This window comes from Chroococcus sp. FPU101 (assembly GCF_017312365.1).
Taxonomy (GTDB): Bacteria; Cyanobacteriota; Cyanobacteriia; order Cyanobacteriales; family Microcystaceae; genus Chroococcus.
Map to the genome: position 1 here is coordinate 1 of NZ_BLJI01000036.1, position 26,874 is coordinate 26,874.

The 26,874-nt window shown below is 37.5% G+C and carries 24 protein-coding genes and 1 pseudogene; 14 read left to right on the forward strand and 11 right to left on the reverse strand.

The features are described 5' to 3' along the window. The 3 genes and pseudogenes from CFPU101_RS20890 to CFPU101_RS20900 form a co-directional block, all read left to right on the forward strand. A pseudogene (locus tag CFPU101_RS20890) lies at window positions 1-170 on the forward strand (WD40 repeat domain-containing protein); the annotation flags it as partial. A 258-nt stretch (window positions 171-428) separates the two neighbouring features. Next, entirely contained in the window at window positions 429-1,148 is a 720-nt protein-coding gene (locus tag CFPU101_RS20895; RefSeq protein WP_206817262.1) for a hypothetical protein, read from the forward strand. Between the two features lie 227 nt (window positions 1,149-1,375). Continuing rightward, window positions 1,376-2,491: a glycosyltransferase family 4 protein gene (locus CFPU101_RS20900; protein ID WP_206817263.1), complete on the forward strand. Its 1,116-nt coding sequence runs from the start codon at window positions 1,376-1,378 to the stop codon at window positions 2,489-2,491. On the opposite strand, the gene CFPU101_RS20905 is transcribed toward CFPU101_RS20900, so the two are convergent. The 3 genes from CFPU101_RS20905 to CFPU101_RS20915 all read right to left on the reverse strand — a co-directional run bounded on the left by CFPU101_RS20905 (window position 2,488) and on the right by CFPU101_RS20915 (window position 5,973). Then, entirely contained in the window at window positions 2,488-4,038 is a 1,551-nt protein-coding gene (locus CFPU101_RS20905) for a B12-binding domain-containing radical SAM protein (protein ID WP_206817264.1), read from the reverse strand. The genes CFPU101_RS20900 and CFPU101_RS20905 overlap by 4 nt on opposite strands. A 63-nt stretch (window positions 4,039-4,101) precedes the next feature. Beyond that, window positions 4,102-5,076 (reverse strand): cysteine synthase A, encoded by a 975-nt coding sequence (locus tag CFPU101_RS20910; RefSeq protein ID WP_206817265.1) that lies wholly within the window; start codon window positions 5,074-5,076, stop codon window positions 4,102-4,104. 129 nt (window positions 5,077-5,205) lie between these two features. Next, entirely contained in the window at window positions 5,206-5,973 is a 768-nt protein-coding gene (locus CFPU101_RS20915; RefSeq protein ID WP_206817266.1) for an RNA polymerase sigma factor SigF, read from the reverse strand. Between the two features lie 311 nt (window positions 5,974-6,284). On the opposite strand from CFPU101_RS20915, the gene CFPU101_RS20920 reads away from it, so the two are divergent. The 3 genes from CFPU101_RS20920 (at window position 6,285) to CFPU101_RS20930 (ending at window position 7,702) form a co-directional block, all read left to right on the forward strand. Further along, complete coding sequence (locus CFPU101_RS20920; RefSeq protein ID WP_206817268.1) at window positions 6,285-7,013, forward strand: Bax inhibitor-1 family protein; 729 nt, start codon at window positions 6,285-6,287, stop codon at window positions 7,011-7,013. A gap of 120 nt (window positions 7,014-7,133) precedes the next feature. Further along, window positions 7,134-7,304 (forward strand): hypothetical protein, encoded by a 171-nt coding sequence (locus CFPU101_RS20925; protein WP_206817269.1) that lies wholly within the window; start codon window positions 7,134-7,136, stop codon window positions 7,302-7,304. A gap of 110 nt (window positions 7,305-7,414) precedes the next feature. After that, the gene (locus CFPU101_RS20930; protein WP_206817271.1) at window positions 7,415-7,702 is read left to right on the forward strand and encodes a hypothetical protein; all 288 of its coding nucleotides are present in this window, start codon (window positions 7,415-7,417) and stop codon (window positions 7,700-7,702) included. A gap of 14 nt (window positions 7,703-7,716) precedes the next feature. Here the strand turns inward: CFPU101_RS20930 and CFPU101_RS20935 are convergent, their stop codons facing one another. Next, window positions 7,717-9,411, reverse strand: a complete 1,695-nt coding sequence (locus CFPU101_RS20935; protein ID WP_206817272.1) for a serine protease — start codon at window positions 9,409-9,411, stop codon at window positions 7,717-7,719. Window positions 9,412-9,453: 42 nt separating this feature from the next. On the opposite strand from CFPU101_RS20935, the gene CFPU101_RS20940 reads away from it, so the two are divergent. After that, window positions 9,454-10,701 carry an efflux RND transporter periplasmic adaptor subunit gene (locus CFPU101_RS20940; RefSeq protein ID WP_206817273.1) on the forward strand — a complete coding sequence of 416 codons (1,248 nt, stop codon included), beginning with the start codon at window positions 9,454-9,456 and terminating at the stop codon, window positions 10,699-10,701. 25 nt (window positions 10,702-10,726) lie between these two features. Beyond that, window positions 10,727-11,038 (forward strand): nucleotidyltransferase family protein, encoded by a 312-nt coding sequence (locus CFPU101_RS20945; RefSeq protein ID WP_206817274.1) that lies wholly within the window; start codon window positions 10,727-10,729, stop codon window positions 11,036-11,038. A 57-nt stretch (window positions 11,039-11,095) separates the two neighbouring features. On the opposite strand, the gene CFPU101_RS20950 is transcribed toward CFPU101_RS20945, so the two are convergent. Beyond that, complete coding sequence (locus CFPU101_RS20950; protein WP_206817275.1) at window positions 11,096-13,693, reverse strand: TIGR03960 family B12-binding radical SAM protein; 2,598 nt, start codon at window positions 13,691-13,693, stop codon at window positions 11,096-11,098. Between the two features lie 74 nt (window positions 13,694-13,767). Next, complete coding sequence (locus CFPU101_RS20955) at window positions 13,768-14,124, reverse strand: STAS domain-containing protein (protein WP_206817276.1); 357 nt, start codon at window positions 14,122-14,124, stop codon at window positions 13,768-13,770. 559 nt (window positions 14,125-14,683) lie between these two features. Between CFPU101_RS20955 and CFPU101_RS20960 the strand changes: the two genes are divergently transcribed. The 5 genes from CFPU101_RS20960 to CFPU101_RS20980 all read left to right on the forward strand — a co-directional run bounded on the left by CFPU101_RS20960 (window position 14,684) and on the right by CFPU101_RS20980 (window position 20,290). Beyond that, complete coding sequence (locus CFPU101_RS20960) at window positions 14,684-15,691, forward strand: permease (protein ID WP_206817277.1); 1,008 nt, start codon at window positions 14,684-14,686, stop codon at window positions 15,689-15,691. Window positions 15,692-15,696: 5 nt separating this feature from the next. Then, window positions 15,697-16,509 carry a TIGR03943 family protein gene (locus CFPU101_RS20965; protein ID WP_206817278.1) on the forward strand — a complete coding sequence of 271 codons (813 nt, stop codon included), beginning with the start codon at window positions 15,697-15,699 and terminating at the stop codon, window positions 16,507-16,509. A 45-nt stretch (window positions 16,510-16,554) separates the two neighbouring features. Beyond that, a complete protein-coding gene (locus CFPU101_RS20970; RefSeq protein WP_206817279.1) occupies window positions 16,555-18,048 on the forward strand; it encodes a hypothetical protein in 1,494 nt (497 codons plus the stop codon). 89 nt (window positions 18,049-18,137) lie between these two features. Next, window positions 18,138-19,373 carry a carboxyl-terminal processing protease CtpA gene (gene ctpA / locus CFPU101_RS20975; RefSeq protein WP_206817280.1) on the forward strand — a complete coding sequence of 412 codons (1,236 nt, stop codon included), beginning with the start codon at window positions 18,138-18,140 and terminating at the stop codon, window positions 19,371-19,373. Window positions 19,374-19,735: 362 nt separating this feature from the next. Continuing rightward, window positions 19,736-20,290, forward strand: coding sequence for a sulfotransferase family 2 domain-containing protein (locus CFPU101_RS20980; protein WP_242578147.1), 555 nt, complete (start codon window positions 19,736-19,738; stop codon window positions 20,288-20,290). Window positions 20,291-20,429: 139 nt separating this feature from the next. Here CFPU101_RS20980 and CFPU101_RS20985 read toward each other — a convergent pair whose 3' ends face one another. The 5 genes from CFPU101_RS20985 to CFPU101_RS21005 form a co-directional block, all read right to left on the reverse strand. Beyond that, window positions 20,430-21,143 carry a sulfotransferase family 2 domain-containing protein gene (locus CFPU101_RS20985; RefSeq protein WP_206817284.1) on the reverse strand — a complete coding sequence of 238 codons (714 nt, stop codon included), beginning with the start codon at window positions 21,141-21,143 and terminating at the stop codon, window positions 20,430-20,432. A gap of 31 nt (window positions 21,144-21,174) precedes the next feature. Next, on the reverse strand, window positions 21,175-22,110 hold the full coding sequence (locus CFPU101_RS20990; protein WP_206817286.1) for a hypothetical protein: 936 nt from the start codon (window positions 22,108-22,110) through the stop codon (window positions 21,175-21,177). Window positions 22,111-22,290: 180 nt separating this feature from the next. Then, complete coding sequence (locus CFPU101_RS20995; RefSeq protein WP_206817288.1) at window positions 22,291-22,533, reverse strand: DUF4278 domain-containing protein; 243 nt, start codon at window positions 22,531-22,533, stop codon at window positions 22,291-22,293. 135 nt (window positions 22,534-22,668) lie between these two features. Next, window positions 22,669-23,628 (reverse strand): HD domain-containing phosphohydrolase, encoded by a 960-nt coding sequence (locus CFPU101_RS21000; protein WP_206817290.1) that lies wholly within the window; start codon window positions 23,626-23,628, stop codon window positions 22,669-22,671. 122 nt (window positions 23,629-23,750) lie between these two features. Next, window positions 23,751-24,656, reverse strand: a complete 906-nt coding sequence (locus CFPU101_RS21005) for a tRNA (5-methylaminomethyl-2-thiouridine)(34)-methyltransferase MnmD (RefSeq protein ID WP_206817291.1) — start codon at window positions 24,654-24,656, stop codon at window positions 23,751-23,753. 503 nt (window positions 24,657-25,159) lie between these two features. On the opposite strand from CFPU101_RS21005, the gene metG reads away from it, so the two are divergent. After that, a complete protein-coding gene (gene metG / locus CFPU101_RS21010) occupies window positions 25,160-26,752 on the forward strand; it encodes a methionine--tRNA ligase (RefSeq protein WP_206817294.1) in 1,593 nt (530 codons plus the stop codon). Window positions 26,753-26,874: the final 122 nt, after the last annotated feature.

The following is a 26,874-nucleotide window of genomic DNA, read 5'->3' on the forward strand; positions in this document are numbered from 1 at the left end:
ATGGAACAACTCTAGCTACTTTAAATGGTCATACCTCTGTTGTTTCCAGTGTTGCCTTTAGTCAAGATGGAAAAACATTGGCTTCTAGCAGTGACGATCAGATAACTGAATTTCAAAACGAGTTTTTATTAAGAATTAAATTAATTTTGATAAGCGGTATGACTGATTGATTAGTTGTATAAAAATTCTAATTTAATTCTCAATATGAACGTTTGCAACTGTTCAGTTAACAATACTTTCTAATCGCTTTAATGTTATGTAGTTTTTAACTTTAAGATTTTTTGAGAATTCTACATAACCTTCCATCCTGGAAAAATATAAATCAACAGAAAGAGATAATTTACTAACTTATTTGAATAGTTATGCAGCCAGAAAATAATTTATCTAATAACGCCAAAACTTATTCATTGAAAACCTAAAATGTTTTAGTGAAACCAAGAGAATTTGTGAGTGATAGTAAAGATACTAACCTTACTTTAGAAGAGCAAAAGGCAATCAACTGGAGAATATTATCTTCCCTGAAAGTGAAAGTGTTTGAAATCTATTCAGATGGAACAGAAACTAAAGTAACTGGTTCGACTTTAGCTTCTGGAGTAATAATCCCTTTATCAGTTAATGCTTCAAATAAGAAAATAATAGCTAGAAAATTTCGATTTGAGGGTATAACTCCTAAATGTTATGAAGCTTACAGCAATAGACATGATTTACTAAAAACAGGTTTAGTAGAACAGGTACTTGCGTATCGAATAGTACATTCTCATTCTGTTGAAATAGAAGAAATTTATAGCCGAGGTCTATTAGGAGGGATGGATTTTAGAATGTTGGGCGGACTAGCACCAAGTTTATCTATTGGAGGAACATTAGAAAAAATTAAAGGTAGAAAGTTTTGTTTTTTTGGAGAGATAATCATTCTTAAAATCCCTGTTACTCCTCCTGTTTCTGCATCCCCAACTCCAATTTTTTTTAAGGTTTTGCTAAAGTTTACATCAGTTTTACTTTATGGATTCGTAGGTTTAATTGTGGTTGTTACACTTTTCACATGGTTGAATAACAGTTTGACAAGCGAGGAGAAATTATCTTATACTATTTTTGACTTATTACTATGTTTGATCTTAAGTGGTAGTGCCAGATTTTCATGGAAAGAATGATATTTTGTATCTTATACATCTTTGAGATGTACATGAGCAGTTTCCTTAAGTAAATTACGTCTTTTGATTACTCAAAAACCTAAACTAAAATTGTTGAACAAGTCTAAATTCTTAAGATTTTAGCTATAGTTTGTAATTAAAGCAGTAGTATTATAGCTAGATTTTTTCGGTTGAATTAATGACTTGGGCTAAACTAAGAAAGTGCAATTTATCGTTTGTGATCATCTATGACTCATTCATCAAATACTGTTTTTGCATTTCTCACTGTCTTTTCCCAAGAAGGAGGAATACAATCTTATGTTAAAGATGTCTTAAAAGCTTATTTATCTTTACCCAATTCCCCACAAACTGAGATTTTCTTACTCAGAGATGATGCTAACTGTACAAACCCTTTGGTGAGGGATTCTGTAAGATTCCATTATCTTAAAACCTCATCAGCTTGGCAGGGTAGATTAAAGATGGCAGGGTCTTTATTAAAAATATTGCTACTAAATCGACCCTCACAGGTTTATTGTGGACATATTAAACTTGCTTCTCTCATACGATTTTTGTGTCAGCCTCTTGGTATTCCCTATACTGTACTAACTTATGGGAAGGAAGTCTGGAAACCTTTACCGACTCTAGAACGCAAATCCCTACAACAAGCCTCAGCAATTTGGACAATTAGCCGTTATAGTCGAGATCAATTGTGTCAAGCGAATGATATTGACCCTAAACGAGTTGAAATCCTACCTTGTGTCGTTAATGGTGAACATTTTACACCCCAAGCTAAACCCACAGCATTAATACAAAAATATGGCTTAGGAGATGCTAAGGTTTTGATGACGGTTGCTCGTTTATGGTCAGGTGATATTTATAAAGGGGTTGATGTGACCATCCGAGCTTTACCGAAGATTACACAAGTTTATCCGAATGTCAAGTATTTAGTCATTGGACGTGGTGATGATCAACCTCGTTTAGCAAAATTAGCCGAAGATTTAGGGGTTAAAGAACAGGTGATCTTTGCTGGTTTTGTCCCCGATGAGGCTCTCGTGGATCATTATCGCGTGGCTGATGCTTATATTATGCCGTCTCAAGAAGGCTTCGGCATTGTTTATCTAGAGGCCATGGCGTGTGGTATTCCAGTGTTATCGGGGGATGATGATGGTTCGGCTGATCCTTTACAAGATGGTCGTAGGGGGTGGCGTGTTCCCCATCGAGACCCTGAAGCAGTCGCTCAAGCTTGTCTTGAAATTTTAGCAGGTGATGATCCCCGTTGTAATGGTCAATGGTTACGAGAGCAAACATTAATCAGTTTTGGTCAAAAAGCTCTTACAGAAAAATTAAAAGCGTTGTTGGCTTAAACTAATACTTTTTCGGTTTGTTTTTGAGATTCTTGTAATTGTTGTTCTATGTTATTACGGACAATTTCACGATATTCGAGAAAATGCTCATTGTGAGCGCAAACGGTTAAATAATGTTCAAATACTTTTGGATTTTGTTTAAGAATACTAAAAAGATGATGCCAAAATTTCCATCGTGTGCTGCGTTTAAAACCTTGTCGCCAAATGACAATTCCTAATGCTTTTAGATCGATCCATGTCGGTAATTTAAAGGCAGTTTTCGCTTTCGGTTCGCCTAACATGAGAAAACAACGATAAGTCCGATCAAGATAGTTTTCAGGATCATATAATACCCAAAAAGCATCAATGTATTCTCTGGCGATATCTTCGATGGGACGAGTGGGAACAAAATTCAGCAGAGTCGTTTGATTGATGTTTCCGTTATTACTATCGCGTAAACGTCCTTCTTTTTCTAAACGATGCCAAAGCGCGGTATTCGGTAGAACTTGTAACATCCCAAACATAGTAGTTGGAATGGCTGCTTGTTCGGCAAAACGGACAATGCGATCGCCTGCTCCTTTTTTTTCGCCATCAAATCCAATGATAAACCCTGCCATTGGGCGTAATCCAGCGTGAATAATGGCTTCTACCGACTCTTGTAGTGAATTACGGGTATTTTGGAATTTTTTAGTGAGTTGTAAGCTTTCTTCGTCTGGCGTTTCAATACCGATAAAGACTGCATCAAAATAGCATTCAACCATCAATTCCATCAATTCGGGGTCAGTCGCTAAATCAATCGATGCTTCAGTATTAAAGCGGAAAGGATAATGATGTGCTTTTTGCCAGAGTTTTAATTCTTGAAGTAATAACTTAACGTTGCGTTTATTGCCAATGAAATTATCATCGACCATAAAGACACCGCGTCGCCATCCCAATTCGTATAAGTAATCTAACTCTTTCAGAAGTTGTGTCGGATTTTTAGTTCGTGGTTTACGACCATAAAGAACAATAATATCGCAGAATTCGCACTGAAACGGACAACCCCGCGAAAACTGCACCGACATCGAATCATAAGCATCTAACTCTAGTAGATCGTAGCGTGGGACTGGTGTTTCAGTGACACTCGGTTTTTCAGTCGTCCGAAAAATACCGCTTGTTTCACCTCGATTAATCGCTTCAACGAACATCGGTAATGTAATTTCCCCTTCATCTAAAATTAGAAAGTCGGCTGCTGCATTTTCGATTTCAGACGGAACAGAAGTCGCATAAGGCCCGCCAACTGCAACTAATTTACCGCGTCGCTTGGCTTCTTTTATTTGGTCTAATAAATCATTTTTTTGAACAATCATTCCAGAAAGAATTACTAAATCTGCCCACGCCCATTCCTCCTCAGTCACAGAACGAATATTACGATCTACGAGTTTATATTCCCAATTTTGAGGTAGAATTCCCGCGACAGTAATTAAACCCAAGGGGGGCAACAAGACTTTACGGTTGACGAGTTTTAGTATTTTGTCATATGACCAAAACGTTGGTGGAAACACTGGATAAATAAGTAAAGCTCGCATGATACACCTTCAAGCTTGGCATGGATTGTTTTATAATAAACTGTTATTACTAAATTCAACGGATTATTTAAGTAATAATCCTTTCGATGCTAACCATTGGGAATTATATAGACGAGACTGATAACGCGCCCCACCATCACACAAAACAGTTACGATCGTATGACCTGGCCCCATTGATTTAGCAAGGGCGAAGGCAGCACCAACATTAATACCAACAGAACCTCCCATAAATAAACCGTCTTTTTCTAAGAGTTGATAAACAACGCGGATAGCTTCAGGATCATCTATTTGTATCGCATCATCAATTGGAACATCCTGCATATTAGCGGTAATTCGACTGTTGCCAATGCCTTCTGTAATAGAACTTCCTTCGGGATTAATTTCACCCGTTTTAACATAACTAAATAAACCACTTCCCATCGGGTCAGCAACAATACATTTAATATTAGGATTTTTTTCCTTGAGATAGAGAGAAACACCCGCATAAGTTCCACCTGTTCCCGTTGCTGCTACCCAAACATCGATTTTGCCATTGGTTTGTGTCCAAATTTCAGGCCCCGTTGTTTCATAATGTGCGAGTCGGTTAGCTAAATTATCGAATTGATTAGCCCAGATGGCGTTATCCATTTCTTCGGCAATTCGACCAGAAAGCCTAACATAATTATTGGGATCTCGATAGGGAACCGCAGGAACGACACGAACTTCAGCCCCAAGCGTTCTGAGGAGATCGATTTTTTCTTGTGATTGGGTATCTGGGATAATAATCAGACACTTATAACCTTTGGCATTACAGATATGAGCGAGTCCGATGCCTGTATTGCCTGCTGTTCCTTCAACAACTGTACCACCTGGTTTGAGTAAGCCTTTTGTTTCTGCATCATTGATAATATACAATGCGGCTCGGTCTTTTACTGAACCACCTGGATTGAGAAATTCTGCTTTTCCTAAGATTTCGCATCTGGTTTCTTCACTGAAGCTGTTAAGACGAATGAGAGGTGTATTACCAACTGTACTAAGAAAACCGTCTTTAATGTCCATGATTGATCGTTTATTTTTTAAGATACCAAGAAAAGCTTCTGTTATTAAACAGAAAAAAACCTCTAAGGTTTTGGGTTAGAGGTTCAGAGGAAAACTTTACAGACGCTATGGTGAAGTTAGAAAATTTATTTAAGCCGCTTGAGGATTCATTAATGTGCCGAGTTGTTCAATTCCTTTTTGTAGATGACGGGTGACAGTCATGGGACTAATACCAATTTCAATGGCTGCTTCTTTACGAGGTAAATCTTTGAGGAAAACGCATTCAATAGCAGCTTTAGTTTTATCTTCCAACTGACTCATGGCTTTTTGTAGCTGCATTCGTTCTTCTTCCCAATAGCGTTGAGTTTGACAACGAGGGTCTGGCAGGGTTTCACCAAAGGTTAGACAGCCGTCATTGACTTGAACAACTGTGGCATCTAGGCTAACTAATAAACGGTTTTGGAGGGCAAGTTGGCATTCGTTCCACTCTTGTAGCGGTACCCCTAATGCTTTAGCTACTTCTTTATCTCTGGGAGGATAACCTAGAGAAAGTGCTAATTGTTTTTTAAGTTTTTTTCCTTTGGCGTAGAGTTCTTGCCAGCGTCTGGGAATTCTCATAATGCTACCGCGATCGCGTAGATAGTGTAACATTTCTCCTCTAATATAGGGAATAGCAAAGGAACTAAACGCACATCCTTGATGAGGGTTAAATCGTTCGATCGCTCTGATTAAACCTAAGTAACCAATTTGCTCTAGATCTTCATAAGGTTCGGCACATTGGCGACTAATTCGGTGAGCGACTTGGCGAACTAAACCTGAATTAATCTCAACTAACTTATTACGAAGTTCCAGAGAAGGATTACGAGCGTAGTTGATTAAGAGTTCCATACTATGAAGGCCTAGAGCTTGAGTGGTCATAATTTTTACTTCCCTTCTTCGGTTATTTAAAAAGTCAACTAAGATTGAAAGTTTTTTTCTTTTCTCTATTTTCGGTATCGGGAAATTTTGATACTACGCTCGATTTACGGAATTCTCTTGGCTCAGTAATGCGTATCTCCGTAAATCTACTCAAGTTTTTTACCTAATCATGCTTTGAAGTTAATATTTGCTTTACTTAACAAAAAAAAAATACGCTCCAGCCATAACCTATTACGGTATTCTGCACTAGCTGACTTACTGAAATTTTCGCTATAAAGATTATTGAGGGATTCCATAACAAAAAAAATTGTATGAGTAATACCAGTAATTTTCGTCAAGCAATGCGTGAATTGAGAGGACAACCTCTCGTCGGCCCGAATGTCATTTCTAATGCGCTTCCCTTTTTGGGTGGTGGCTTAATTTTGACTGCTGTAGGGACTTACGGCGGTTTAGGGGTGATGAGATCGGCTCCAGCTTTATTTATGCCGAGTTTCTTCGCTGCTATCGTCGTTTCTTTAATTTTGTACTTTGTTGCTCGTAATGTCGCGGAAAGCGGCAATAAAGGAACCGCTCTACCTTTATTAGCACTTTACAGTTTAGTATCTGGCTATACCCTTAGTGGTATAGTTTCTGTGGCTCTAAGAAATTCTGGAGTCGGACTAACGGGTGTTGGGATCGCGGCTCTTGGTTGTGGTATTGCTTTTGTTTTAGGTCGTAGTGTTGGTTCTAATCTTTCCGATAAAGACGGCATGGCTTTAACTCAAACCATTAGTTTAGGTATAATTGCCCTGCTAGTGGTGGTATTGATTCAGTTTGGCTTGTCTTTCTTTGGAGTTTTTACACCGACTTGGCTAGAAATTGCGATTTCTGGATTAGGAGTTCTGCTATTTACGGGTTCTGCGGTTGTAGATTTTTACATTCTGCCCCGTACTTACCGCGATGACCAGTATCTCCCTGTTGCTCTGTCGATGTATCTGACTTATATCAATCTTTTCATCTTTATTCTGCGTCTTTTGATTGCGATTAATGGACGTGATTAGATGATGGCTTTGAACTTTAATTAATTGGTGGAGACGCGATCTATTGCGTCTCTACTGTTTAAGATAGAATAGTATAGTAAAGAAATGTAAAGTAAATCTATAACAAAAGGACTATTGATCATGGCTAATCTAGAACCAACTCAAACCCCTAAACTAGAAGAACCTAAGTTTGGCTTTAATGAATACTCAGAACGCCTTAACGGTCGCGCTGCTATGATTGGTTTTGTTTTAACCTTAGCAATTGAGTATTTTTCAGGTCAGGGATTGTTAAGTTGGCTAGGATTACAATAGTATTTTTCCCCGTTTTGTAGGAGTGGGAACTGTAATTTAACTACGCATTTTTAACAATTGCGATAATCTGAAGTTAAGTGTATCCATTATTTTGTAGAGCTAACGAACGCATGAACGTTAATTTTCCTCGTTTCCTCAAAGCTGCCTATCGTAAAGAGCCGATATCTGGCTTTATTTTGATTGCGGGTGCAGTTGATGTGGTGATGGGTGGCGTTGGTCAACGCTGGACTTTATTATCGTTTGGGATGATGGTTGTGATAACCGCTTTAGTGATGCGATGGCTACAAATCCAGAAAGCTAAAGAGATTGCGACAGAAGAAACACCTAGATATTATCTTCCTCCAAATACCTCCCGTCAGCCTTTACCGATGTTAATGAATGAGCAGCAACGTCGTTAGATATTTTGGGGTAATTAGTTAAGAATGCCCCAATCTTTTAATCTTTGTTTGACTGCTTCAATGGGAACGGCAAGACCGCAACCGAGTTGAAGCGAGGAAGTATCAAAGCTGTCTGGTAGAGGTGCATTAGAGCAATATAAACCAGCTTGCGACACGACTCCCACTACTTGATTATCTGATGTTAGAACTGGCCCTCCCGAAAAACCAGACCCGATGGCGATACTCATCATGATTTGTTGTTCAGTGACTTGACGTACCGTACCTTTCGCTAAAACCCAATCACCTTTGATCACTGGATTTCCAATTACTTTAATCGGTAAATCAATGATACCAACGGCAGAAGCGAGGGAAAAAGGTTTAATATCTTTTGGTGGGTTTGTGACTTCTATGACTGCTAAATCTATCCAGTCATCTTGTGGCGCAACTTTAACAATTTTGGCGGTTTGACGGCGGCGAATTTGTCCCGTATTAGGCGTACTATAAAATTCTACTGTGATACGATCAGCTTTTTTCAAGGTTTTACTTGAGTCAATCACAACATGACGGTTAGTGACAATCCATATTTTATTATCTTTTCGTTTAACAATCCAACCTGTACCAATGCCATTAAAGGTTTTACCCAGAGCAAAAATTTTGACAATTGAGCGTTTAGTGGGAGCCAAAGGATCTATCCTAATACTAGGGATTTGTTCGGGCATTTCTAGTAGATTTGAATTGTTCCGAATCGCTAAACCTCTTTCTAATTCAGCCGCATAAACTTTAGCCTCGACTAATTCTGGATCGAGTTTAGAGGCTTGTTGACAGTCTTTTAAAGCTTCTTCAAATTGTTTTTGATGAATTTGAGTTAAACAAAGGTTTTTATAGATTTTGGCATTTTTAGGACTCAATTCACTAGCTTTTTTATAAGCTATATAAGCACTATCTAAGTCTTTTTGATCATAAAATGCTTCGCCCAATAAGTTATATAAGTTTCCATTTCTCGGTTCTATTGTAATAGCCTGTAAATACATTTCAATGGCTTTTTGAAGTTGTTCTAATTTTTGATAAGTTTCTCCCAAATTTTGAGCGATTCGAGCATCATCAGGCTTGATGGCTAAAGCTTTTAGATACATTTCTTCCGCTTTTTGCCATTCTTGTTGTTGACGATATATATTTCCTAATGCGGTATAAGCTTCTAAGTTTTTTGAATCAATTTCAATGACTTTTAAATAGTTTTCTTGGGCTTCATCCCATTTTTGCTGTTTAAAAAAAATATTTCCTAAACTTGTATAAGCTTCAATATAGAAAGGTTCTAATTGAATCGCTTTCTCATAAGCAAAAATCGCCGATTCAAAGGAACTTTTTTGAATGAAAGTATCACCTAATGCTTTGAGAGAGACCGCCACATCAGTATTAGATTTAAGATCTGGATTAATCTTAAATGCTTGCTGGTAGCTGCTCTTAGCTTCAGTAAATAGACCCTCTTGTTGCTGAACTTGAGCTAATTTAAAATAAGTTGTCGCCGAGTGATGATTGAATTGTAATGCAGATTGATAAGCAACGATCGCTTTTTTATTCTCTCCTTGGGTGGTCAACTGTTCGCCTTGAATTCGATACACTGTATAAAGCCCATAGAGCAAACCAAAGGGTAAAGCTATCAGCAATGATGCAATGAGTAAAAGCTTAGGTACCCAAGATGATGATTTTTTTGGTGAGGGACGCGCTTTCACAATCTTTATATTCGTTTCTTTAAAATTAATCGAGAAAAATCAATGAATGCTGCAACTTTTTTCAAGATTAGGTTAGGTCATTTACTAATTATCATTGTAGTTTCTTTAGCTGGCTGCGGGACACCATCTGAGCAATCATCTTCGACTGTCTCCCAAAGAAACACCATTGCCGCCGTTGATGTAGCAATTGCCAAAGCGGGGAATTTATCTCCTAAACTAGATTATACAGGTAGCACACGACCGATTAAAGAAGTTTCAGTGCGATCGCAAGTTGAAGGACGTTTACTCAATCTTACGGTTGATATTGGCGATCAAGTACGGCGCGGTCAACAATTAGGACAAGTTGATGATCGAATTCTAGCAACTCAAGTTTTAGAACAACAAGCCCAACTCGCTGCCCTTGATGCGGAACTTTCTAGAGCGAGGATAGAAGTTAATAACGCACGAATTCAGGTAGATCGCTTAAAAATTGAATATCAACAGGCGAAAAACGATGCTGATCGATTTACCCTCTTAGCGAAAGAGGGGGCGATACCTAAACAACAAGCCGAAGTCGCTGTAACAACGGCTCAACTTGCCCAAAAAGCGATTCTCAGCGCACAAGAAGATATCCGTATTGCCGAAAAAGCCGTCGCTAATACGATAGGTAGAATTGCAGCCCAAAAATCAGTTCTCGCTCAAGAACAGCAACGACAAGCCTATGCTCAAATTAGCTCACCTCTAACAGGTGTGGTTCTCGAAAAAGTGAGTCAACCTGGAGACTTAATTACAACGGGGGGAGAAATCGTTAGAATAGGTGATTTTAGTCAAGTTAAAGTGATTATTCCTGTATCTGAATTAGAACTGGCTCAAATTCGTGTCGGGCAACCTGTAAGCATTAAATTAGATGCTTTTCCTCAACAGACTTTTACAGGATATGTCAGCCGTATTAGTCCAGTCGCTCAGTCTATCACGCGCAATGTTCCAATTGAGATTATTATTGATAATCCAGATACACAAATCAATGGCGGTTTGTTAGCAAGAGTCAGTTTTCAAAACAACAATTCAAAACAAGTTATTGTCCCAGAATCTGCTTTGATTGAAGAAGACGGAAAAACAGTTATTTATGTAGTTCGTGCCACTGAACAAGAAACACCCCAAGTTATACAACAAGTCGTAGAAGTAGGACAACGCAATAACGGTAAAGTAGAAATTCTTGAAGGTATTCAAGCAGGGGAACGCTTTGTAGCTAAAAGTAGCAAGCCTTTAAAAGATGGTGAACAAGTTAGATTAAGTATTCTCTCAGAATAAATTATCTAACAAAATCATTAAAGTTATGCTAGTACAAAATAAAACACAACTACTATCATTACTAAACAAGCATAGGCAAGAAATTCAAGATTTTGGGGTTGAACGTTGTGGAATTTTTAGCTCTTTCGTACGGGATGCAATTCACGCTCACAGTGATGTTGATATTCTTGTCGTTTTTCAGCCAGAGCGAAAAAGATTTTATAATTTTATACATCTATCATTTTTTTTAGAAGATTTGTTAGGTCGCTCAGTTGATTTAGTAACAATTGAGTCTTTAAGTCCTTACATTGGTCAACGTATTCTTAGCGAGGTTGAATATGTCCCCATCAGCGCGTGAGTATTTACAACACATCCTATTAGAAAAATTCTTGAGCAAGAATATTAAAGAAAAATATCATTTTTCTAAATGTTCTTTAGAAGGTTGTTCTAAAAAAAGCCTCTGACGATGTACCCGCAATAAATCAAATTCTTTTTGCGTCACTTGTTCTAACATATAGATCACTTGTTCGGGTTGGAGCAAGGTGCCATCATTACGACAACTTCCCACATACCGTAAAACTACTGAGCCTGAATTCAGTGAGTTTAGAGATAATTCATACAAACGCTCGCATAAATTGAGTGTTACTTTTTTCCCTGACTTCGTTTTTTTGTGCCACAGTATTTCAGTCTCCTGTAATAGCTGTTCGATCCAATGTTGCCACTGCTCAAGGGTATCATCGGTTGCTATGGTAATGTGATACTCGGCTTTTTCGAGTAATTGAGTTGCAGCAGGAGAATTTACATATACTTCCTCTACCCGATAGACTGGCAGTTCTAAAGGGAGTTGCGCGACTAATTTTTCTTGAAATGCTTCGACTTCGAGGCGTTGCGTCAGTTCAAAATCGACAATTTCCCCAGCCCCTGTCGCCCCTAATGGTAACGCATTGGCGATCGATATTCTGGGGCCTGGATGAAAACCCCCTGTAAAAGAAATGGGAATAGCCGCACGTCGAATCACACGATCAAATAAGCGAATCATGTCTAAATGACTGATTTGAGCCATTTCGCCTAGTTTGCCAAACCAAACCCGTAGCCGTTGCGATCGCTCTGTATTGGGTTGAAACTGTCCTGCAAAGGGAGGAACTTCCATAGCAGGGATCACCACATTATGACCAAAATCAACGCCACAGACTCCGCAATGCGAACACCCTTCAAAAGAACAATCAGGGACAATTGCCGCCTCTAAAGCCCGATTTAAGTCCTCTTTGAGCCATTTTTTATCTACTCCGCTATCGATGTGATCCCAGGGTAAAGGTGCATCTAAAAGTGTTTTAGAATTGAAATGAAATACATTCCATTCACCCGCTTCTACTTGGCGATATTTCCAGCTAAGATCCGCTTCATCAATGGCTTGTGACCATGCTCCATAAGCTTGATCGAGGCTTTCCCACCAAGCATCCATCCCCGCGCCGAGTTCCCACGCTCGTTGTACAACAGCAGATAATTTTCGATCACCGCGCCCGATAAAATCTTCCATTGCAGAAATCCGGACATCAGTATAGTTAACCTTGGCATTTTTAATCGTTTTAAATTCTTGTTTTAGTAACCCCTGTTTGCGGCTAAATTCTGCCGTTGAAACCGAGTGCCATTGGAAGGGGGTATGGGGTTTTGGAGTAAAGTTAGAAATGGTGATATTAAATTCTAAGGCTTTTCGTTTCGGCATCCGACATTCTTGTCTGAGCCATCGTACTGTATCAGCAATACCAATCACATCTTCATCGGTTTCCCCAGGCAAACCAATCATAAAATAGAGTTTAACGCGATCCCATCCCTGTTCAACGGCGGTTTTAATGCCTCTGAGTAGTTCTTCATTGGTTAAACCTTTATTGACGACATCACGCAGTCGTTGGGTACCTGCTTCGGGGGCAAACGTTAACCCTCCTTGGCGTGTTCCACCCAAGATATTAGCAATGTTTTCATCAAAGCGATCGACTCTCTGACTGGGTAGAGATAAAGTAATATTTTCATCTTTGAGACGGTTTTTCAGTTCCATCCCAACGGCGGGAAGTGCCAAATAATCGGAGCAACTCAAGGAAAGTAGGGAAAATTCGTTATGTCCAGTCGCTCTCATGCCTTTTTCGATGGTTTCTATCACGTCTGTTGGTTCGACATCTCTAGCAGGACGTGTTAGCATTCCTGGTTGACAAAAACGACATCCTCTGGTACAGCCGCGACGAATTTCAATAACAAGGCGATCGTGTACTGTTTCAACATAAGGGACTAAACCGATCGAATAGGCTGGTATTGGGGTTGCTACTCGTCTTAAAATTCTTTTCGGTACATCGGGGCGGTTGGGGTGAACTGAGCCATCGTCTGCTGTATCATAGAACCGAGGCACATAAACCCCTGGAACTTGAGCGAGATCGAGTAATAATTCTTCTTTACTGAGATTGGCTAATTTTGCTTCCTCGATGATTAACCCAATTTCGGGTAATAGGTGTTCTCCGTCACCAAGGGCAATAAAATCAAAGAAATCGGCGTAGGGTTCTGGGTTAGATGTGGCGGTTTGACCACCTGCAAAAATTAAAGGATAGTGTTCTAAGGATCGGTCTTGCCATCTTTTGGGAATGCCTGCTAGATCAAGCATTTCTAGGATATTTGTGGCACCTAATTCGTAGCTTAAGCTAAATCCTAAGATATCAAAATCGGTTAGGGAACGGCGGGACTCTAGGGCAAAAAGAGGTGTACTTGTAGCTCTAAGTTTAGCAGCGAGATCGGGTGCAGGTAGATAAGTGCGATCGCAGAGTTGGCGAGGTTGAGCATTTAGAATGTTATAGAGGATGATATGACCTAGATTAGAAGCCCCTACTTCATAAACTTCAGGATAGGTCAAAACCCATCTAACGTTTGCGCTTTGCCACTGTTTATGTTTAGAACCTAACTCATTACCGAGATAGCGAGCGGGTTTCGTAATGTCGGGAGTCAGAATATCTTCTAAAATTACTGCCGCCATTCAACCTCTGGTCACTCAAATGACATATTCTTAGCTTTTCTACTATACCGAATGTTTAACCCTTTTTTGGTTGGTTAGGCTGTCATTTGTACTTCTTCGTTTAATGAGGCTTCAAAAGCAAAGCGATCATCAAAAATGGGTAAAACTCTGTCTAGCTGAGTCAGTTCAAAAATGATCCGCACCGAAGGAGTGATCGAACAGATATTTAAACGTTTGCCGAGACTTTGAGCTAAACGATAGGAAGACACTAAAGTCATTAAACCCGCACTGTCTAGAAATTCTACTTTTCCCATATCGATGAGATACATCGAATAGTTAGGTGATTTAACGGCTTCTGTGAGTTGAGCTTGTAAATCATTGACATTCGCGGCTGTCACATATCCTATAGGTTCAATGGTAACGATCTGGGGGGGGATAGTTAAACTTCTCATTGTTTCTCCTTTTGTAACTTATTTTGTTTATCGGAGCGGGGGGTTAGGGTTTATAGATATGTAAATATTATGTAACAATTATAGGATTTTAGCTGTTTATTCTACTAAGTTCTCTTTTTTTTATCAATAGTTAACCTACCTTTAACACTTGATTTTGTTTTATTGAGTTTGGTTTTTGGATTTTCAGATACCTTTTATAATTGAGTTAATCGCCAGATTTTGTTTCCATTGACGATAATGTAGCATTGTATCGGGATTTTTGTAAAAAAAAGTAAACCAGACTACGGAACTTATGTCATTTAACTTAAAAATGCTTCTGAGCAAGCAATTAAAGCTTTTTGACAACGAGAGCAAACACTAAGAGTCTTTTATTGTAGCTCTTAATCTGATAGGATGCTAGATTGACCAAATTCGGGTCAAATATCAGAACGCGGATAATTGTTAAAAAAATATTAATAAAGACAGTTACAATCAGATAACGAGTGAATAGCGAATCTTTTAACGATTGGCTTACGTCTGCTGTTAATTAATGAAACTCTCGCCTTTGAAGGCAACAATAATGGCTCAAATACAAAATGCCTTCACTTTATTTTTAAGTTTGCTAGTAGAAGCGATCCCCTTTCTTTTATTAGGGGTTTTACTCTCTAGTGCGCTGCTAATATTGATCGATGAGCGTAAATTAATCCAAGGGATGCCCCGTCATCCTTTGCTAGGATCACTCATTGGGAGTTGTATCGGTTTTATTTTTCCCGTTTGTGAATGCGGCAATGTTCCAGTCGCAAGACGACTACTAATACAAGGGATGCCGACATCTGTAGCCCTTGGATTTTTATTAGCTGCCCCAACCATTAATCCGATCGTCATTTGGGCGACTTGGACAGCTTTTCGAGATCAGCCAGAAGTTGTTATTTTACGAGTGGTTTTTTCTTTAATGATCGCTACAATCATTAGCTGGATCTTTAGCACTCAAACTAATCTCGCTTCAATCTTACAACCCTTTTTAGCTAATCGGATCAACCAATTGCCGCCTACTAAACTATCCCCTGAACCTGTACGTGCTACATCAATGCTATTGCAGTCAGGGACTTATATTTTAGGCAAAACCGAAAAACCTCTTCGTTTAGACAATAATTTAGCTCTGTTGTCTAATAAAATGAGAGAACCGAAACGTTTCCAAGCTTTTTTAGATAACGTTGTTCAAGAATTGCGTGAGTTAGGCGGAATGTTAGTGATCGGAAGTGCGATCGCTTCTTGTATCCAAGTCTTTATCCCTCGTGAAGTAATTTTGAATCTTGGGCAAGATCCGATGACTTCGATTGTGGCTATGATGCTTTTAGCGGGAATTGTCTCGATTTGCTCTACAGTTGATGCTTTTTTTGCGTTATCCTTTGCTTCTAGCTTTACTACCAGTTCGATTCTAGCTTTTCTCGTTTTTGGCCCGATGATCGATCTCAGAAGTATGGGATTGATGTTATCAATTTTCCGACCCCGCATCTTGATCTATCTATTTATCTTAGCGGCACAATTAACCTTTATTCTTGCTCTAGTTCATAGTTATTTTTTCTAGTCTTTATGAATGCAAAAGCTAAGTTCTCTAATAAATTTGTTTATTCTGGCATAGAAAGTTTAGCTCTGTTGGCATGGGGCAGCTTACTCTTAAAATATTCTCTTAGTGGTCAATTAAAACTTTTAATCCATCCTAATTATTTTGGTTTAGTCTTTGTCACCAGTATCATTTTATTAGTGATCGGTGGCATTAAAACAGGGCAACTCTTCAAGCAATGGCGCAAAAATAAGTTATCCCCAGTCGACGAAACCATCAAACATATTACTTTGCTTCCCGCAGGTCTAGGTAGTAGTTTACTATTGATCACCGCTTTACTAGGGTGGATCATTCCTCCCACTCCTCTAACCAGTCACATCGCCTTACAACGTGGTGTTAGTGATGCTCTTTTTGTGAATACTCGCGTACAACCGCAAGCTTTTCGCGCTACGATTAAACCCGAAGAACGATCGCTCATTGACTGGGTTCGGACACTGAATGTTTATCCTGAACCTGATGCCTATGCGGGAAAAAAAGTCAAGGTTAGCGGCTTTGTGGTTCATTTGCCAGAACTTCCAGAGAACTATCTGTTTTTAAGTCGTTTTATTCTGACTTGTTGTGCTGTCGATGCTTATCCTGTCGGTCTTCCTGTAAAGTTATCCCAAAACCGTAGTTTATATCCCCCCGATACTTGGTTAGAAATAGAAGGCGAAATGATCACCGATACTTTAGCCGTCGATCCTCAACAGATCAAAGAAACCGCCACCAGTCAACGACAACTCGTCATTAATGCTCAATCTGTTCAAAAAATTCCCACACCTGCTGATCCTTATGGCTATTAACATTGGGAAATTTTTCTGTTTTACTTTTACCCAAATCAAAGCAAAATGTATAACAAATCATTACAAACTATTGACAAAACAGCAATAATTATAATATTGATATTTTGCCTTGTGATTGGTGGCTTAATTTGGGGTGAGCAATGGTGTGGCACAACTTGTTCTTTTGTCTCAAAGCCCAAAGTCAAAGAATTTAGCTGGCAAAATCAACAAATCGGGATTGAAGATCGGGCTTTTGTTTTAACGTTTAATCGACCGATGGAAATCGCCAGTATTGAACAAAATTTACAGATTTCCCCCACTTTACCAGGTAAAATCAGTTGGGCAGGTAGACGATTAGCCTATACTTTAACGGTTCCTATTCCCTATGGCGAAAGCTATCAACTTCAGTTACAAGGGGGGAGAGAGCGGAGTCATCAAAGCGATCAAATGGGTGTGGTAATGCAGCCTTTTGTGGGAACTTTTAAAAGCCGCGATCGTGCTTTTGCTTATATTGGCACAAATCAAGCCGAGCAAGGTCAATTAGTGTTTTATAATCTAACGCAAAAGAAAAAATTTTTACTGACTCCACCGACTCTAAATATTGTTGATTTTAAATTCTATCCCAATGGAGATAAGATTCTTTTTTCTGCGGCTTCAAAAAATCGAGGAATTCAAGGACTGACAGAATTACAGCTTTATCAAGTCACCACAGGTCTTGATCAAGATTTATCCAAACCCTTCGAGCCCAAAATAGAAGTAATTTTAGATAATAAAGAGTATCAAAATAATCAATTTGATCTTTCATCCGATGGTGAAACCATTGTTGTACAAAGACTGAATCGCTCAAATCCTGCTGATTTTGATTTGTGGATCATTAAACCAGGCACTCAACCCAAACGCTTAAACTTACCAGGAGGGGAATTTTTAATTACACCCGATGGTCAAACTTTGGCTGTAACGAAAGGGGAAGGGGTAGCGATCGTACCTTTAAAACCCGATACTGAAGTTTTAGACTTTTTGCCTAAATTTGGGCGAGTCTTAAACTTTTCGGCTGATGGTGCGGCGGCGGCGATGGTGAATTTTAATATGGAAAATTCTCGATTACGTTACACTAAGTCTCTTTTTTATGTAAACAATCAAGGCATCCAAAAAGAACTTTTAAATATTGATGGTTCGATTCTTGATTGTAAGTTTAATCCCAGTGGCTCACACCTATATTGTTTACTAACTGAACTTCTCCCCAGCAAAGACTATCAAGAAAAACCCTATTTAGCCAAAATTGATATCAAAACGGCTCAAGTCTTACCTTTATTAGAACTCCCCAACTATCGAGACATTAATATTAGTTTGTCACCTGATGGACTAGCGATTCTATTCGATCAAATCCTGACATCTAATAACCCATCTCTTAATGATGCACCAGTTTCCGATGCAGGAGAAGCAATTATCGGGGGTCGTCTTTGGTTACTCATTCCACCGACTAGGGAAGGAACCGAAGTCACTCAACCTGATTTAGAAGAATTACCGCTTGTTGGCTTCCATCCGCAATGGTCGCCTTAATTTGGATTTTGTTAATTACATTTAAGGTGATGCAGTTTACACTAAAAAGAAAAGAATCTTAAAATAATATTCGTAAAGTTACTAACCCTATGAGAAAAAGAGCGTTTTGGGTCACTCTTGCCGTTTGCGTATCTCTATGTTTTTCCTTTCTTGTTTGGTCACCTGTGGCTGCCGCTTTTACTGAAGAACAAAAATTACTCCTACAATCTTGGCGGTTAGTCAATCAATCTTATTTAGATGAAACCTATAATAATCAAAATTGGTGGCAGATCCGACAAAAGTTTCTTCAGCAACCGCTACCCACTCGAGAAGATGCCTATAAAGCGATCGAAGCGATGTTAGCGACCCTAGATGAACCTTTTACTCGTTTACTGCGACCCGAACAATATCATAATTTACAAGTGACTACGGCGGGTGAATTGTCGGGTGTTGGTTTACAAATTAATCTCAACCCTGACACAGGTAATTTAGAAGTCATCGCACCTCTCGCGGGTTCTCCTGCTGAAAAAGCGGGAATCGCTCCTCACGATCGTATTTTGTTTATTGATGGAGTGGATACCTTAACACTAACTTTAGATGAAGCTGCTTCTAGAATGCGTGGCCCAAGTGGTACAAGTGTTTCACTTCAAATTCAATCCAGTAATGCACCAGATATCCGTACTCTAGATCTGGTTCGTCAGCGAATTTCTTTCAGTCCCGTTTATGCCACTCTAGATCATTCGACTTCAATTCCAATTGGTTATGTCAGACTGAATCAATTTAGTGCCAATGCAGCTAAAGAAGTTGCTCATGCGATTCATGATTTAGAAAAAAAAGGTGCCGCCGCTTATATTTTGGATTTGAGAAATAATCCAGGGGGTTTACTGCAATCAGGTATTGAAATTGCGCGTTTATGGCTTAAAGAGGGGACGATCGTTTATACGGTTAACCGTCAAGGAATTTCAGATAGCTTTACTGCTTCTGGCCCCGCCTTAACTGACGATCCCTTAATTGTCTTGGTCAATAAAGGAACAGCTAGTGCTAGTGAAATATTAGCAGGTGCTTTACATGACAACGGTCGAGCGACGCTACTAGGGGATAAAACGTTTGGTAAAGGCTTAATCCAATCTCTTTTTGAATTACCCGATGGCGCAGGTTTAGCGATTACTGTGGCTAAGTATGAAACTCCTAATCACCAAGATATTCATAAATTAGGCATTCAACCCGATCTAATGGTGACTCAAGATCCCATGACCTATCAACAACTTGGGACAGAATCAGACCAACAGTATCAAGCCGCGATTCAACTCTTAACCGAGAATCCGATTTTAGCGAAAGCGGGTTAAAGGTACAGACGCAAGCTTTTGCTAAATCTTAGAGGACAACTCAGATTTTTGGTAATACAACCAGTTTTTTAGTTCATTATTCATCGGATAAAAAGACAGAAAAATTGGTCTTTTTATCCTAATTTAATTGACTAGATATAATTATTCCGTATAGGATGTATCTAACTCGCTTAGAATCTAAAATCTTAGTTAGTTTGCATTATATTAATTTTGGTGTTAAAGAAATGAAACAAAGTGTTAAGACAGTTTTATCAACTTTAAAGAAGCAGTATGACAAACTGAACAAACCATACTATTACAAGTATGCTCAAGATAATATTCAGTGTGACTGCCCACTATGTCGATGTCCATCTCGCAACACAATGCGCTATAGCTTTGTTTATATCTGCGAAAAAAGAAATTTGATCTATTACGATGTCCCAAAATGTGCATCTTCAACCATCAGAAAAGTATTATTTAATAATAGTCATCAGCTATCACTACAAAATCCTCAGAAAGATCTACAAAAATACTTTAAATTTTCTTTCGTTAGAAATCCATGGAATAGAATAGTGTCTAACTGGAAAATGTTCACAACTCAGTCATTTCGCATAGAACAACTAAAATCGATGACGAGTCAAGATGTTTCAAAGTTTGAAGACTTTGTTTATTTCGCAGCCAGTATGAAAAATCATCATTGGCAACCTCAAATCCTTTATTTACCTGATCAATTGGATTTTGTAGGAAAACTAGAAAGTTTTAATGAAGATTTTAGCAATTTATGTAATACGATTGGCGAAAAACCTTATGAGGTCAAAAAAACAAATTCTATTACCAAATTACCATACTGGGAATATTACACACCATCTTTAGTTGAGTTTGTCTCAGAAATGTATGCAGAAGATATCAAGAAATTTGGCTATAAATTTGGCGAATAAAGAAATAGCTAAACTTAAAGGATTAATGATCTTATTTCCTCGACAGAACTCAGACAAAAAAAATTAATACTTGAGCCACCTATTTTCTAAGCTTTAATAAAAGTCTATTAGTGTAGAAAATTTGAGCTAGTGTCATCTTCTATTTATTTTCGTAAATATAACCAAAAAGCTCTATTTCCTTGAGACATTTTTGTTTAACATAATCAGCTTGTACTTCGTTAAAAATAGTAGAATAATGACGTTTATCTTTTCTCGTTTGACTTTTGGCTCTCGGTAAAGAATCATCAAAAGGAAGGCCGATTTTTTGACAAATTACTCTCATGCTCTCAATTAATGCTTCGTACTTTCCTACATAATCAACAGCTAATTCATCATTAATCGTGTATTTATAAAAATTATTGTGAGGATCAAATTTGTTTAAAAAATCATCTAATTCTACATGATTAGTTGTTTCATTTGATTTATTCATATACCAATAATATCTAGAAATTACAGCATCCCATGGATTTCTAACAAAGCAAAATTTAAAGTAGCTATTCCAGATCTCCTCACCAACGATTGCTTTAATAGACTTGGCTGGCATATGAGGCCAAAATATATTTTTAGTACCTTTTTCTTGGTGAATAATTAATTTTTTAAGATGCTCTAGTCTATACTCTATGAGCTTCAGAGGACGAGTATAATTTCTAGGAGTACATCCTTGCCATTCTTGACGAATTTTTTCATCGGCTAAACTTAGAGGAGTAATAATATCATCTTCGCTACAGAACCTAGACAGGAAAATTTCAATACTTGAGCCTGCTGTTTTTTGAGTCTTAATAAAAATGTATTTGTGTTTATGAGATATGATCATTTGTTTTTCATTAAAAATCAATTTATTTTTTTTAATTGCTCTTAACGAGAAAATTTTTACTTAACTGCTTTAATTTTCGGGTGACTCTATTGTTAGATAACTTAGCTAATTTTCGAGACAACTTTTTAAGTTCTGATTGAATTTTCGAGAACTCAATTTTCGATTTTCGATTTCTAAAATTATGATTATTGATGTCATAAATTTTTCCAAAGTCTTCAAGCGTGAAATCAATTTTTTGAGAATCAACAGGTTGCTCAAATAGAGATGTATTGATCTTGATTATTTCATCTCTATGGGAGAAAAAAGAATTATCCTTAATATGCAACTTAAAAAGTTCGACAATTTTTTCAGGTGCATTATAAGTTAAATATTGTTTATCAACCCCTTCGCCTCGCATATGTCGCGTATTTTTTACTCTAATATCTGTAAAACATACCTGTTTTAAAGGATATAATTTATAACAAGCCCAAGAAGTATACCAAAATGCTTTAGCAGAGCCATGATAGATAGCTGGGAACATAACATCAGCAAATGATTTAGAAAATATTTGAACCTGAGCATCATATCCTGCGATCGGAAAACACTCTTTAGCAAAATATCGCTCTCTTTCTATTTCTGTTTGAAAGCACCATCGAGTAGGATCATAGAATGTGCCTGCGAGAGGTTGGTATTTTATTAATAATTCCTTAATTTTAAGTGCGATATCCACATCGTTGTCCGTATCAAACTCTACGTCATCATCAATCAATATATAATAATCGTAGTTCTTCGGTACTTTCTCAAATAAGATACTTCTACCTTCACTCCAAGTAATATTTTTTTCGATCCAAAAAGCATTCTGATCTTTTTCAGTCCTCCAGTTGAGCCGATAAAAATCAGAAAAATCAGTTGTAAATAACTTTTTATGCTTGAGGGTTAGCGGATCATCAATAAATTCGCCTTGCTCTAAAATACAAAATGTTTTCATTTAATCTTTACCTTGAAAGAGAATTAATTTAAATCAAGCATAGCAATGATCTCTAAACTATAGGTCATTCTTTTGCTCAATGCTTTTATTTCTTCTCATTATTGACGATTTTTATCAATATTACACCAAAAGCTTAAACTTTAAAACACTTAAAGAGATTTTAGCTAGAACGGATTAACTTTATAGATAGATGTCATAGTTTGCGTTTTCCTTATAATTTACCGATTGAGAAGTAAGATTTAAAGTCTGTTTGTAATAAACAGTTCCACGATACTTAAGTACTGACGTTGGCTGAACAGGTATATTTAAAGGACGAGGTTTGATGTAAGTCACTCCTCGATATTTACAAGTTTTTTGAGCTTGAGGAATAAAAAGGCTAATAGATAAGCGCGAGTTCGCTAAACCACGATAAAAAAGTTCCATGATTCTTGCTTCAAAACTTACGGAACAAGCAAATGATAACGTTTATGAGCGAAAATGGACAATTCATAAAGTTCATATTTTTTTAGATATGCCAATTGATAAACTATCTAAAATAAATAATATAAGTTAAATTGCTCAAATGTAACCATTAAGAAATTCTATAAAAGATTGAACTAACTCAGGATTGCGCCATGCTTTGTCTGTTTCTTGTCTAATAATTTCTAAGGCTTCTTGAGATGAACAAGACTCTTTATAAGGGCGTTTACTCGTCAACGCCACATAAATATCGATAATTTGAAAGACTTGCGCTAACCAAGGAATTTCATTTTCTCTAAGACGATCAGGATAACCACTACCATCCCATCTTTCATGATGATGACGAATAATCGGTAATACGCCGCGCCGATTGGGTAAAGCTTGACAAATTTCTTCACCGATTAATACGTGTTTTTGGATAATCGCCCGCTCATCAGGCGTTAATTCACCTTTTTTGAGCATAATTTCATCTGGAATAGAGACAGTACCGATATCATGCAAATAGGAAGCATAGCGCAGATTTTGAATGTCTACTAAAGGCAGTTGTAAATATTCACCGAATGACTGCACTAAAGAGGCAATCCGCATACAAGAATTATCACTGTCTGGAAAGCGATTTTCTACGGCTTTGGCGATCGCAAATAAGACCTGCTCAATCTGACACAGTCCTTCATAGAGTTTTTTCTGTTCAATAAGAGATTTAGCCCGATTTGACAATTCTAGACGATTTAGGGGTTTAAGCAATAAGTCATCGCATCCGATCTGATGACAACGATGGCGCATTTCTTGTTCATCGGCAACCGTTGTTAAAATAATCGGAATGAAACGGGTTTGTTCATCGTTTTTGAGTTTTTGACAAGTTTCTAGCCCACTTCTGACATCGAGTAAAATCAGATCGGGTTTTTGTTCTAAAATTTCTGTTGTTATTTCTGAATACTCATCAGTTTCGATCACCTCATAACCATCTAAAGATAATATGTCTTTAGCAGTCATACGGCTCAAGGGATTATTATCAATGATTAAAACTTTGGCACGTTCAATATTAACAACGGGAGTCATAACTGTATTTTGGCGGCTGATTATATTAAATGTCTGCAAAACAATCTAAACCTCTTAATTTTTATTTAAAATTATCGCTAATATTTAGCATTTAATTCTAAGTTACTCGATCTTGAGCAATATTAGGGGTTGCTTGGCAAAAGATCAGTTTTTTTACTGATTTTTTCCCATCTTTTTTTCCAATGACTTGTAGCTTCTAAGGGACTAGCTTGTTGTTCTTGCTCCCGTCTTTGACGAATAATTACATCAGAATCGCTCAGAAATGGATCTCGATAGGGGATGGCTGCTTTGGTTTGTAAATGTTCTATTTCTGGTTGGGAGAGAGGGGGTAAAGAATTATTTGACCAAGTCGCAATCGTTCCAGGCGATCGCCGTCCTACGCTTTCGGTAGCACCAATCAATAATCCTGCCATCTGTAGCGCAGTTCTCACTGAAGCTGCACAAGAATAGGTTACTAAATACCCCGTTGGGCTGAGATATTTTGAGACTAAATCTAAAAATTCTACTGTCCATAGTTGAGGGCATTTAGTCGGCGAAAATGGATCTAAGAAAATTGCATCAGCTTGAAATTGATCCCGATAGATTTGTTGTATTGTTTTCCTCGCATCTCCTATTATTAAACTGGCTTTTAGTTTAGGTGTTATTATTTTTTTGTTCTGAACAAAAGTGGTTAAGGTTTCTGAAACGCTAGGAAGCCACGATTCTAGTAAGTTGAGTGCGATCGCAGTTTGCGGAACTCGTTCATCAATTTCTAAAGCAATTAATTCTACCTGACAGTTAGGGTTAATTTCCCAAATTTTTGCCAACGCTGCCGCACTATTGTAACCCAGCCCATAGCAGATATCTAAAAGTTTGATCAATGGCTGTTGTTGTGCTTTTTCAGCAATTCGGCAAGAGTCAATAAATTTTTTTTCCGCTTCTTGTTTAGCCCCAGAGCTAGAGTGAAATGTTTCTGCATATTCTTGAGAAAAAAAGGTATAAGAGCCATCTTGAGTCAAATAAGGCGTTAATAATCCTATTTTTTGCATATTTATTGATTTATAACTTTCTCAAGTAATTTTATTAATTGATTTTTAATTTATGTGATTCTTTTAGTGTTTTTTTAATATATATTAGAATCTTATAAGTGTGTTAAGAAATATTGAAGTTATTGTAAACAATAATTTTTTTTATTAAATCTTTATATTTTAGAGAAGCAAAAATTTAAGATATATTAGAATAAATTCCACAAAAATTTTAGATTAACTATTAAAATTTGAAAGCAAAAATCAGTGTGTAAAGCTTGATTTTTAGGACATTGTAGGTTATTTTATTCAATGATAGATGTACCTTTAGATAGATGAATAAAGGAGTTAAGAAAAGTTAATCAACTTCCTTTTTAGGAAATTGAAAGAAAAAAAGGAGTTTTGAAGCCAGCCTATCTTGAATAGTCTTTTTGTTGATACAATAAGAAAAAATTAAGATAAAGCAAAAGAACCATCAAATAAAATCAACATAGAATAGTTCCCTATATAACTAAAAACCCTTTTACATGACACCTGATATCGATCAGCAAAAATTTGCTTTAACAACTCCTCTTTATTATGTCAACGATGTTCCCCATGTTGGAAGTGCCTATACAACCTTAATCGCTGATGTCATCGCCCGATGGAAACGATTAGAAGGCTATTCCGTTTTATTGATCACAGGAACCGATGAACATGGGCAAAAAATCGAACGTACTGCAAAAGCGAAAGGGCTTGATCCTCAAACCCACTGCGACCAAATTGTGACTAGCTTTGAGTCCTTGTGGCATAAACTAGATATACAATACGATCGCTTTAGTCGCACGACTGCCCCCCGTCATCACGCGATAGTCAACGAATTTTTTAAAAAGGTTTGGGACAAAGGCGACATTTATCCCGCCCAGCAAAAAGGATGGTATTGTGTTGCTTGCGAGGAGTTCAAAGAAGAACGAGAACTACTCAGTGCTCATTTTTGTCCCATTCACACCAACCTAAAAGCGGAATGGCGAGACGAAGAAAACTACTTTTTTCGACTTTCTAAATATCAAGATAAACTAGAACAATTGTACGCCGATCAGCCTAATTTTATCCAACCCGAAAGTCGGCGTAATGAAGTTTTGAACTTTGTCAAACAAGGATTACAAGATTTTTCCATCTCTCGGATTAATGTTGAGTGGGGTTTTCCCATTCCCCATGATCCTAAACATACGATCTATGTGTGGTTTGATGCCTTACTAGCCTATGTTACTGCCTTACTCGAACCCGACCAAGAACCCACATTAGAAAATGCTTTTGCTTCTTGGTGGCCAATTAATTTACATCTAATTGGCAAAGACATTTTACGGTTTCATGCTGTTTATTGGCCAGCAATGTTGATGTCGGCTGGATATTCATTACCTAAACAAGTTTTTGGACACGGTTTTCTAACCAAAAATGGGCAGAAAATGGGGAAAAGTTTAGGTAATACGCTAGATCCATTCGATTTAGTGCAGCGTTATGGCTCAGACGCAGTTCGTTACTATTTTATAAAAGAAATTGAATTAGGTAAAGATGGTGATTTTAATGAGGCACGTTTTGTCAATATTATTAATGCTGACTTAGCTAATGATTTAGGTAATCTCTTAAATCGTACTCTAGGCATGGTCAAAAAGTATTGTCAAGGAAAAGGGCCACAGCTAAAAGGAGTAGATTTACCATTAGATCATCCTTTAAAGATTATTGGGTTAGAATTAGAAAATAAAGTAGTTCAAGGATATAGTGCGTTACGATTTAGCTTAGTCTGTGAAGAGATTCTAAGCCTAATTCGAGCCAGTAATAAATTTATTGACGAAAGCGCACCTTGGAGTTTATTTAAACGAGGTCAGCAGGCGGAAGTTGAACAGGTATTATATGCCGTTTTAGAATCCGTTAGACTTGCTGCTTATTTCTTGTCTCCAATTATTCCGAACTTGAGTACTAAAATATATCGTCAATTAAGTTTTTCAGTTGACTTTAATAATCTAAATCAAATTCAAGAAGTTGCCGACTTTGCTACTCATAGCCAATGGGGTAAACTTTCTACTAATTTAGAGTTGAGTCAACCTGAACCCATTTTTACTAAATTAGAACTTTCGGAATGATCATTCATGAGCTATCTAAATAGAAATGGTTTTAGAACTTAATCAGTTACTTTAATCATTTTTATCAAGGCCAGAAAATCATTTAATCAAAGTTAATTTTTTATAAGAATAAATGAGGAATT

What these genes read in the sequence shown, in the direction of transcription:
- CFPU101_RS20900 (WP_206817263.1), top strand. Translation starts at nt 1,376, where the DNA reads ATGACTCATTCATCAAATACTGTTTTTGCATTTCTCACTGTCTTTTCC.
- CFPU101_RS20905 (WP_206817264.1), bottom strand. Translation starts at nt 4,038, where the DNA reads ATGCGAGCTTTACTTATTTATCCAGTGTTTCCACCAACGTTTTGGTCA.
- CFPU101_RS20910 (WP_206817265.1), bottom strand. Translation starts at nt 5,076, where the DNA reads ATGGACATTAAAGACGGTTTTCTTAGTACAGTTGGTAATACACCTCTC.
- CFPU101_RS20915 (WP_206817266.1), bottom strand. Translation starts at nt 5,973, where the DNA reads ATGACCACTCAAGCTCTAGGCCTTCATAGTATGGAACTCTTAATCAAC.
- CFPU101_RS20920 (WP_206817268.1), top strand. Translation starts at nt 6,285, where the DNA reads ATGAGTAATACCAGTAATTTTCGTCAAGCAATGCGTGAATTGAGAGGA.
- CFPU101_RS20925 (WP_206817269.1), top strand. Translation starts at nt 7,134, where the DNA reads ATGGCTAATCTAGAACCAACTCAAACCCCTAAACTAGAAGAACCTAAG.
- CFPU101_RS20930 (WP_206817271.1), top strand. Translation starts at nt 7,415, where the DNA reads ATGAACGTTAATTTTCCTCGTTTCCTCAAAGCTGCCTATCGTAAAGAG.
- CFPU101_RS20940 (WP_206817273.1), top strand. Translation starts at nt 9,454, where the DNA reads ATGAATGCTGCAACTTTTTTCAAGATTAGGTTAGGTCATTTACTAATT.
- CFPU101_RS20945 (WP_206817274.1), top strand. Translation starts at nt 10,727, where the DNA reads ATGCTAGTACAAAATAAAACACAACTACTATCATTACTAAACAAGCAT.
- CFPU101_RS20950 (WP_206817275.1), bottom strand. Translation starts at nt 13,693, where the DNA reads ATGGCGGCAGTAATTTTAGAAGATATTCTGACTCCCGACATTACGAAA.
- CFPU101_RS20955 (WP_206817276.1), bottom strand. Translation starts at nt 14,124, where the DNA reads ATGAGAAGTTTAACTATCCCCCCCCAGATCGTTACCATTGAACCTATA.
- CFPU101_RS20960 (WP_206817277.1), top strand. Translation starts at nt 14,684, where the DNA reads ATGGCTCAAATACAAAATGCCTTCACTTTATTTTTAAGTTTGCTAGTA.
- CFPU101_RS20965 (WP_206817278.1), top strand. Translation starts at nt 15,697, where the DNA reads ATGAATGCAAAAGCTAAGTTCTCTAATAAATTTGTTTATTCTGGCATA.
- CFPU101_RS20970 (WP_206817279.1), top strand. Translation starts at nt 16,555, where the DNA reads ATGTATAACAAATCATTACAAACTATTGACAAAACAGCAATAATTATA.
- ctpA (WP_206817280.1), top strand. Translation starts at nt 18,138, where the DNA reads ATGAGAAAAAGAGCGTTTTGGGTCACTCTTGCCGTTTGCGTATCTCTA.
- CFPU101_RS20980 (WP_242578147.1), top strand. Translation starts at nt 19,736, where the DNA reads ATGCGCTATAGCTTTGTTTATATCTGCGAAAAAAGAAATTTGATCTAT.
- CFPU101_RS20985 (WP_206817284.1), bottom strand. Translation starts at nt 21,143, where the DNA reads ATGATCATATCTCATAAACACAAATACATTTTTATTAAGACTCAAAAA.
- CFPU101_RS20990 (WP_206817286.1), bottom strand. Translation starts at nt 22,110, where the DNA reads ATGAAAACATTTTGTATTTTAGAGCAAGGCGAATTTATTGATGATCCG.
- CFPU101_RS20995 (WP_206817288.1), bottom strand. Translation starts at nt 22,533, where the DNA reads ATGGAACTTTTTTATCGTGGTTTAGCGAACTCGCGCTTATCTATTAGC.
- CFPU101_RS21000 (WP_206817290.1), bottom strand. Translation starts at nt 23,628, where the DNA reads ATGACTCCCGTTGTTAATATTGAACGTGCCAAAGTTTTAATCATTGAT.
- CFPU101_RS21005 (WP_206817291.1), bottom strand. Translation starts at nt 24,656, where the DNA reads ATGCAAAAAATAGGATTATTAACGCCTTATTTGACTCAAGATGGCTCT.
- metG (WP_206817294.1), top strand. Translation starts at nt 25,160, where the DNA reads ATGACACCTGATATCGATCAGCAAAAATTTGCTTTAACAACTCCTCTT.